Source organism: Vibrio sp. 03_296, from assembly GCF_002265885.1.
Genome location: NZ_NPKW01000091.1, coordinates 1 through 8,206 on the forward strand (window position 1 = coordinate 1; position 8,206 = coordinate 8,206).

Consider the following 8,206-nt stretch of genomic DNA (forward strand, 5'->3'; position numbering starts at 1 on the left):
GGCAGCGGCAGCCCAAAACATCAAGAAGATAGCGTTGGTGGTGAACTATCTACGAAAAATGGGCTTAAATATGGCAGAAATAAGGCAGATACTTGCTTCTGTATACCCGTGTAATGAATGGAAACTTCTGCGCACGATATAACAAAAAAAATCACGATCGCGACCTACGGTCGCTTCCAAAAAAGAACCCCACTTAAAAAGCGGGGTTCGTCATCAATCTGAGGCCAGCAATGCTGGCCTTGTTACTGTTTACCGATGAGCTGCTCAACGATGAACCGCTCAATGGTGAACAGCTCAGTGATTGACTGCGCTTACGCCAATTTGAGGTCGTACTGATTGCGGTACATCACCATGTCTTCAATGGTGAGTACTGGCATATTGTGTTGTTTGCCAAAGGCAACAATCTCAGGTGTTTTGGCCATGGTTCCGTCAGGGTTGGTGACCTCGCATAACACGCCTGCAGGCTGCAATCCGGCCATTTGCATCAGATCAACCGTGCCTTCGGTATGTCCGCGACGAGCCAAAACACCACCTGGACGAGCACGTAACGGGAAAACATGACCGGGGCGAGCAAGATCGTCCGGTTTTGCATGTGGGTTGGCCGCTGTTTTGATTGTCGTCACACGGTCTTGCGCAGAAACACCTGTGGTGACACCTTGCTTTGCTTCAATCGAGATGGTAAACGCGGTTTGGTTAGCACTGTTGTTGTTAACGACCATAGGTGGCAGCTCCAACTTGTTGGCGTGCTCGTCGGTTAGACACAAACAGACAATGCCGCTGCATTCGCGAATCATCAGCGCCATTTGTGCGTTAGTAAGGTGTTCAACGGAATAGATAATGTCGCCTTCGTTTTCACGATCTTCATCATCCAGCAGTAGTACGCCGCGTCCCTCTTTGAGCGCAAGCAAAGCGTTTTCAACGCGAGTAATCGGATCGCCAAATTCGGCAAGTAGAGATGACTGATTCATGGTTAACTCCTAATAATCACCAGAATCAGGGCAGCATGAGGTTGGAAGTGTCTCTTCCAAAACGAAATGCACCAGCGCTAAACAGCTCTGGTGAAGTTTCATTCTCTCTCATCCGGACTATAACCGTCGGCTCTGGCGTCTCACCAGATCTGCTGACCTCGACGAATCGAGCGCTCGCGGGCTCACCTCATTTGGTATACCGCCGGTGGGGAATTTCGCCCCGCCCTGAGAATAAAAAAATAATTTAGCCAAACGTCTGTCTCATACAGCACGTTAGCCGAAGTATGTTACTGCGGAAAAAGCATCAGGAAAAGTAACGCGTGTCTGTTTGTTTGATTTGTGTTCAGCTCTTATTGGCCTTTGGTCGTGATGTAGGCAACTGAAAAGCAAGCTATAGTGAAAGCAAACAGACGGTTTTGATGGATAGAGGTCAGCATGCTAGAGAAAGAGAACACTGGGCTAATCGTAGTGGATGTACAAGGGAAATTGGCGCAGATGGTGGATCAAAGTGAACAGATGATCACCAACATCACTAAGTTGATTGAAGGATCAAAAATGTTGGGTTTACCCATCATTTGGCTGGAGCAAATTCCTGAAAATTTAGGTGCTACGGTTGGGCCTATCGCCAATGCGTTGCAAGGTTATCAACCTTTTCATAAGTCGACTTTTTCTGGATGCGGTACAGCAACTATCAGCAATGCCATCCAGGCGTGCAAAGTCGAGCAGTGGTTACTATGCGGAATTGAAGCGCACATTTGTGTTTATCAAACGGCAGTTGATTTGAAACAAATGGGTTACCAAGTTGAGGTGGTGACAGATTGTGTCTCATCCCGAGACCCGCAAAACAAAGCCTTAGCGTTGAGAAAATTTGAAGCCAATGGCATCGGTTTGTCTGGGTTGGAAATGGCGCTTTTTGAATTAATGCGTGATGGGAAATGTCCAGAGTTTAAGCAGATGCTGCCGCTTTTTAAGTAACATTCTCTATGAGTTCTACCACGCATCAATACTGTACAAACTCGATATTTTCTGGTGACATAACGGCCTTTCTCTTCTGTTTAGAGTCGTAATTAAATGTCGTTGTCAGAAATCAAATTCATTGCTGCCGATATGGATGGCACCCTACTGGATCCATTAGGAAAATTGGCACCAGAGTTTTTCCACATCTATCAAATGTTAGAAGATAAAGGAATTATCTTTGCGGCTGCCTCTGGTCGGCAGTATTACAGTCTACGTGAGACGTTTTCCCCAATCAACGAGCGCATGATGTTTATTGCGGAAAACGGCACACTGGTCATGCATCAAGGAAAAGAGCTCTACAGTTGTGGCTTAGATGGCGCGGATATTAAAGACATTATTCAGTTGGCTCGTACCATTGACGGTGCCCACATTGTGCTATGTGGTAAAGAATCGGCTTATGTTGAAACAAAGCATCCTGAGGCGATTGAAGAAATCAGCAAGTATTACCATCGCTGCCAATATGTCCCTGATCTACTGGATGTTGATGAGGCTTTTATCAAAGTGGCGATTTGTCATTTTGACGGTTCAAAAGAAAAATTACACACATCATTCAGCGAACGTTTTGATGCGACGCATCAGGTGGTGGTGAGCGCCAAGATTTGGTTGGATGTGATGAACGCAGAAGCGTCAAAAGGCGCAGCAATCAGACATTTACAGCAAACGTTGGGTTTTACACGCCAACAAACCATGAGCTTTGGTGATTATTTCAATGACGTAGAAATGCTTGAACAAAGCTACCATTCCTATGCGATGGCTAATGCCCATCCTGAAGTGAAAGCACTCGCCCGTTTTATCGCACCAAGCAATGAAGAATCTGGTGTTTTGCAGGTTATCCGGCAGCAGGTGTTGTCTGATTAAATGCCCAATCAAATGACTCGATATGCGCAATTTTTTACGTTTTTTGCACGACAAATTAACCGGGATCAATATTCCAACCGATTTGGTCTCCAGTGCGAAGAAACTCTCCTAAACTGATGTTGGGATGGTAATCGCACAGTTTGGAGGGCGTCATGATCACTGTACATAGGGATTATCGAGTGAGTATTAAGCCAGAGCGCTATGCACATGTAGAAATCAACCCAGTAGGAAAGCTTGATGTTGAAATAAAAGGTCAGCGTCAACACTATGTGGCTGATTTTGAACAGTTGGCTTTCTCTAGTGACAAACAAGGGGTGGCATTAGTTTGTCAACAAGCACACTCTCCTTGGAAAGTGATGCTTGCTACCGCAGACGCGCAAGAGCTAAAAAGTTTGGTTAAAGAAGCGCAAGAAGAGTACGAAATCTTAATGCGTGATCTCTAATTTTCATTGTTGCGCCTGCTCATACCTGACTTAAAATGTTTTTGACTGAACAAAATCCTTCGTATTGCGCGAAGGATTTTTGCTTTTTGGCTATCCCCAATAGTGTGAGGCATGCTGATATCGAACTTTGCGAAAATAAATAAAAGACAATGTCTTTTATATTTGTTATTGATAAACACTCAAATTGTGGTCTTTTTTATCATCGCGAGTGCCATAAAATGATACTTTTTGATTGATTGTTGCGCTTTTTGAGCCTTGTTGATAATAATAATAACGGATTTATGAGAGGAGAATGTCGCTAAAGTCGGACCACTTTATCGATCAATTTTCTTGAGCAGGTTTTATGAAAGCGTTAGGATTTGCCGCTTTTAGTAGGAGATGACAATGCCAAGAGTCAGCCAAGCTGTGGCCAAAAAAACACACCAAAATATTATAGATGCATCGTTTAAAATACTCCTGCTAGAAGGCTATGAACACTTAACCTATACGCATATTGCTGAGAAAACAGGGGTGAGTCGTTCTTGCGTCAATGGGCATTTCAAGAAAAAAGAAGAATTATTGGATGAGCTTAAACCGAAAGCGGTCGAACACATCATCCAAGCCCTTGAATTTTCATCCCCTGAAGCCTTTTATCTCTCATGGGTTAACGCTGTAAATGAAGATAGAATGTTTCGGAACCTCATCCAGAATGTGGGAGAGATCATTTGTAGTGCTGAAGGACGAATGTCTCTCACCAATCGAATCTCTGGTGATCCTAAAGAAGCGGAAAAAGCGCTTTATATGGCGATCGGCTATGCAGTCGTCCATATTAGCTGTCCTATATGCTGAGCTAATTAGAAAGGTTTCTGGTGGGTTAAAGTTTAACCAAAGGTAAACCAGTGATGTCACAGAAAAGTCAGTAAATAACGGATGATGGGTTTTATTTCTTTCCTTTCCGTATTGTCTCGCTATAATGTGCTCGTCTAAGTGAGTTGGTCCTCACAGACAACACTTTCTATGCTTTGGTTGTAAAACTAGCTTAGCTTAAATAGCTTTTGGTCGCTTGGTTGTCCTACTTTTACCAAACGACCTTCTTTTTACGTTCATTTTGAACACCATTCAGTTTCTTCATCATTATTCACTCTCCCTATCCTTGGGCGGCAAATATGAAACACGGCTGCTTTAAACTGTGCTTTCCCGAATGCGTAAAAACTTCCTGACCGATGTTGGTATCGGTAGAAAATTTGGCAATAGCGCTGTGATCATGGCAATAAACGCAAGTGAGCCAAATAGATCCTCTGGTCGGTGCATACCAATCCATAAGCGGCTATAAGCGACCAAACTCGCCCAAGCAAGGGTCGTGACAAACGCCACATAGCGCTTTTGCATCAGAAAGATACCCCCAAAGAAAGCCACACATAAACTGGCAAATATTGTATGACCCGAGGGGAAGGAATAATCGGTTTCACCTTCCCAATGTTGCAAACGCCATGGACTGATCGTTTCTTCCTGTGTCTTTACTAGTGTTACTTGTTGAGCCGCATCGAGATTGTAGAAGGCTTGTGGTGTATCAACTAAATGTTCTGAAGCCATCCATTCGGTGTAGGGGCGGGGTGACTCTGTGAGTTTCTTTAATCCCGTTTTTCCAGCAAAACTTAAAACCAGCATAAGTGCTAGTACAGCAAATCGACCCACAACAAAATATCGTCCAGAGTGTTTACGTAAAACCAGCAAGCTTAAAGCGACCAGTGTAATAGCAAAGCCTTTACTGCCAGCGGAATCGGTCACTAGGGTAAAAGTGAGACCAAGAAAATCTGGTACAGGAGACCTCAATTCAATACCTGAGGCAAACCAAGTAACTAAAGTCAGCAAAGCTGCGAAACACGAAAGAGCGACTAGTGAGTAACGTTTTGGTGTGAATACTGTTTTCATCGAGAAAGCTTGTGAAGAAAAACCGCCATTATAGGTGAGTGTGCAAGATGAAAGTATCAAGCATCTGTCAATTATTTCGAGATGGGTTCTCAGCTCGGTAGCGCTGTAGGCCATGGGACAGCACTTACTCCCGAGCAAAAGATGACGATGGAGGACTTTTCTAGCGGACGTGCATGTGTCCTGCAAAGAAGTGATTGACGGGGCCATGACCTTGACCAACGGATAGCTCATCGGCATGAGCGATCGCCTGTGATATGTATTGCTTGGCCAAAAAGACAGCCTTGTGTAAGCGATGACCTTGAGCCAAATAAGACGCGATGGCTGAAGATAACGTGCAGCCAGTACCGTGGGTGTTGCGTGTAGAGTGGCGTTTGCTACGGATGAATTCACAAAACTGTGGCGTGATCAAAAGATCGCTACTGTGGGACTCATTATACAAATGCCCGCCTTTTAATAAGATGGCAGGGCAGTTCAGCGCTTTTAAACTTTCGACGCTCGAGATCATCTCATGTTCAGTGTTAGGGATGGGCATTCCGGTGAGCGCCACATATTCAGGGATATTCGGCGTCACGATATCTGCCAGTGGAATCAAGTACTCTTTCAATGCGGCGATCGCATCTGGTTGTAATAACGCCTGGCCGCTGGTGGAGATCATCACGGGGTCGAGTACCACTTTCGCTGGCGAATATTGGCGAATTTTTTCGGCAACCAATCGAATAATATGACGGTCTGCAAGCATACCAATTTTAACCGCTTGAATATTGAGATCGCTGAAAACGGCATCTAGCTGCGCTGCAACAAACTCGGTAGGGATCGGAAATACGGCATTAACGCCCATCGTATTTTGCGCGGTGATGGCAGTGATCACTGAGCTTGCGTAACTGCCCGTGGCTGAAATGGCTTTTATATCGGCTTGTATACCTGCTCCACCCCCACTATCAGAACCGGCAATGGTGAGAACGCATGGAATAAGAGATTGAGTAGTTGAAGTAAGTAGCATCTTGTATCCTAGAACAAGACGTACAGGAACTGTCTATACCAACAATATTACCAACTATATTGGTATACCAACGCATAAAGCAGAAAGCGATATGCGCGTAATAGTTCCCTACGTCAGTATTAACTGAATCAGGTTCAACGGGTCTCGCGTAGCGATCTCAGCCGATAAGGCTCCCCGACTATGTTGGCAAAAATGATATCAGTAATTGAACTCGACGCAAGCGAGTATTCAAGGGAACAAAGACACTTGGAGTGTTATCTACGTCTTGATTGGGATAGAGAACGCCAATGATGAATTTTGAGCAAGAAAAAGGGCTCTAATGAGCCCTTCGCATTTATTCCTGCAGATCCAATTCATTTTGAATCAGAGTGACGCATTGGGAGGCAAACAACATTTTAGGGCCAAGGCTAATGTTTTGCGTTCCGAGACGCTTCAGACTGTTAAAAGTTTTCTTTGGCATCGGAATATGGTCAGTAAGTAAAAAACAAGGATTGGCGGCAAACTTAATGTCGCGAACAAACTCGCCTTTCTTTTCCAACATATATAGCTGATGGTCTTCAGCCAACTGCTGGACCAATCGTTCAAAGCTAATTGTACGAACGGTCACACCTGGTTCGACATTTCTTAATTCTTCTTTGCCCATACCCGTAGAAGCATCAAGCGCACGAACAACAATGTTCAACAAGTTTGCCTCGTGGAAGCCACCCACGTTTGAGACTTCGTTAGAGTGAATGGTAATTGTACGCGAAAAGTCTTTGGTACTCTCTAAAACCAGATGAACGACAACATCTTGTCGATGTGACTGTGCGACAAACATCGTGTTCATTAGAGTATGTGCAAGAATCTCAGTATGAGCCTCGTTACCGACTCCTTCTAATAAAGCTCGACTGTTTGTCGGCGCCGCGCGTGCGCGTAATACAAATGTACGCATGATAGACCTTTGCAGTGAATTCGAATGCACGGAGTATATACCCAACAAATAGTCTGTTGCGAGTCATGCTGCTATCAAAGTGTAGAGTGAAAGAGAGAGCGATTGAGAGAAAGCTTACAAAGGAAACGTTGCGAGTGCGTTTTGCTTGGTTAAACTAGTCTGGCACTAAAAGAAGGAGGGCGGTATTCGTGCGTCAAATAAATAAAGAAGAATATAGAAAGAAAGGGAACATGGTGATAGTGGTATTTCTACTGGCTTTTGCTTGTTCTGCCATTGCATTTAGTACATTGTTGATTGCCCTATTTGGCAACACAGAGATTGTAGAAGGCGAATCGACGGGCAATTTTGTTTGGAATCTCTTAGGAGTAGTAATAGCGTTTGTCAGTACGCTTTCAATAATGAATCAAATAAAGACACATCGCTATTTTGATGAGCTCTTGTATGTGTGGAAGCTCAAACAGACTCATTTAAAGATCTATCGAAAGTTGAATATCCTCAAGAATGCTGCACACAACGAACACAATGAGAAAGCAATAACCATTCTCAAGTTCTACTATCAAACTCAGCAGCAAGTGTTCGAGTTAGACAACAATACACTGACAATAAAGAGTGTATTGAATGAGCTGGAAAGGATTCGTCAGTGGGAAGAAAGCCACAGAGTACTCAATGTATCCGATTTCCAAGATGCTTGGTTGAACGATTTCTGACGAAAATAGATGCTTTTTCTTAACATGGAACCAAGAAAAATAACCATTTGTTCATTGTTTGCGCATGCGAACGGGTTTATGACATTTTTTATCGAAAAGCACTTGCCAAAGAAACTGCCTTCCCTATAATGCGCATCCACCGACACGGCAGACGGCGTAAGGCCTCAGCAACGTCGGGTGAGGTAAAAGCTTCTGAGAAAATAAATTTGAAAAAGTGTTTGACTCTTCAAATTAACTCGCTAGAATGCACCTCCGCTTTGAGAGAAAAACTTCTCGAAAAGCAAGCTCTTTAACAATATAAACCTATCAATCTGTGTGGGCACTCGTTGATGATAATCCAAAAGATTTATCAATGAACTGAGTGACCAAAA

9 protein-coding genes and 2 riboswitches are annotated in these 8,206 nt (G+C 43.9%); of the genes, 5 read left to right on the plus strand and 4 right to left on the minus strand.

The window, feature by feature from the left end; translation table 11 throughout:
- Positions 1-311: 311 nt before the first annotated feature.
- Entirely contained in the window at positions 312-968 is a 657-nt protein-coding gene (gene ribB, locus CIK04_RS11530) for a 3,4-dihydroxy-2-butanone-4-phosphate synthase (protein ID WP_097353668.1), read from the minus strand.
- Positions 969-1,064: 96 nt separating this feature from the next.
- A riboswitch (FMN riboswitch) is annotated at positions 1,065-1,205 on the minus strand.
- A 198-nt stretch (positions 1,206-1,403) separates the two neighbouring features.
- Between ribB and CIK04_RS11535 the strand changes: the two genes are divergently transcribed.
- The 4 genes from CIK04_RS11535 (at position 1,404) to CIK04_RS11550 (ending at position 4,114) form a co-directional block, all read left to right on the plus strand.
- The gene (locus CIK04_RS11535; protein ID WP_097353667.1) at positions 1,404-1,943 is read left to right on the plus strand and encodes a hydrolase; all 540 of its coding nucleotides are present in this window, start codon (positions 1,404-1,406) and stop codon (positions 1,941-1,943) included.
- 96 nt (positions 1,944-2,039) lie between these two features.
- Positions 2,040-2,843, plus strand: coding sequence for an HAD family hydrolase (locus CIK04_RS11540; protein ID WP_097353666.1), 804 nt, complete (start codon positions 2,040-2,042; stop codon positions 2,841-2,843).
- A gap of 152 nt (positions 2,844-2,995) precedes the next feature.
- The gene (locus CIK04_RS11545; protein WP_017421884.1) at positions 2,996-3,286 is read left to right on the plus strand and encodes a hypothetical protein; all 291 of its coding nucleotides are present in this window, start codon (positions 2,996-2,998) and stop codon (positions 3,284-3,286) included.
- Positions 3,287-3,670: 384 nt separating this feature from the next.
- Positions 3,671-4,114, plus strand: coding sequence for a TetR/AcrR family transcriptional regulator (locus CIK04_RS11550; RefSeq protein WP_017421885.1), 444 nt, complete (start codon positions 3,671-3,673; stop codon positions 4,112-4,114).
- A gap of 333 nt (positions 4,115-4,447) precedes the next feature.
- On the opposite strand, the gene CIK04_RS11555 is transcribed toward CIK04_RS11550, so the two are convergent.
- From CIK04_RS11555 to trmY, 3 genes are all read right to left on the minus strand, one after another.
- Positions 4,448-5,197, minus strand: a complete 750-nt coding sequence (locus CIK04_RS11555) for a phosphatase PAP2 family protein (protein WP_097353669.1) — start codon at positions 5,195-5,197, stop codon at positions 4,448-4,450.
- A 160-nt stretch (positions 5,198-5,357) separates the two neighbouring features.
- Positions 5,358-6,197 carry a bifunctional hydroxymethylpyrimidine kinase/phosphomethylpyrimidine kinase gene (gene thiD, locus CIK04_RS11560; protein ID WP_097353665.1) on the minus strand — a complete coding sequence of 280 codons (840 nt, stop codon included), beginning with the start codon at positions 6,195-6,197 and terminating at the stop codon, positions 5,358-5,360.
- An 88-nt stretch (positions 6,198-6,285) separates the two neighbouring features.
- Positions 6,286-6,384: riboswitch (TPP riboswitch) on the minus strand.
- Between the two features lie 147 nt (positions 6,385-6,531).
- Positions 6,532-7,128, minus strand: a complete 597-nt coding sequence (trmY, locus tag CIK04_RS11565; protein WP_026050568.1) for a tRNA (pseudouridine(54)-N(1))-methyltransferase TrmY — start codon at positions 7,126-7,128, stop codon at positions 6,532-6,534.
- A 188-nt stretch (positions 7,129-7,316) separates the two neighbouring features.
- On the opposite strand from trmY, the gene CIK04_RS11570 reads away from it, so the two are divergent.
- Positions 7,317-7,835 carry a DUF3087 family protein gene (locus tag CIK04_RS11570; RefSeq protein WP_045593905.1) on the plus strand — a complete coding sequence of 173 codons (519 nt, stop codon included), beginning with the start codon at positions 7,317-7,319 and terminating at the stop codon, positions 7,833-7,835.
- The last annotated feature ends 371 nt before the right edge of the window (positions 7,836-8,206 follow it).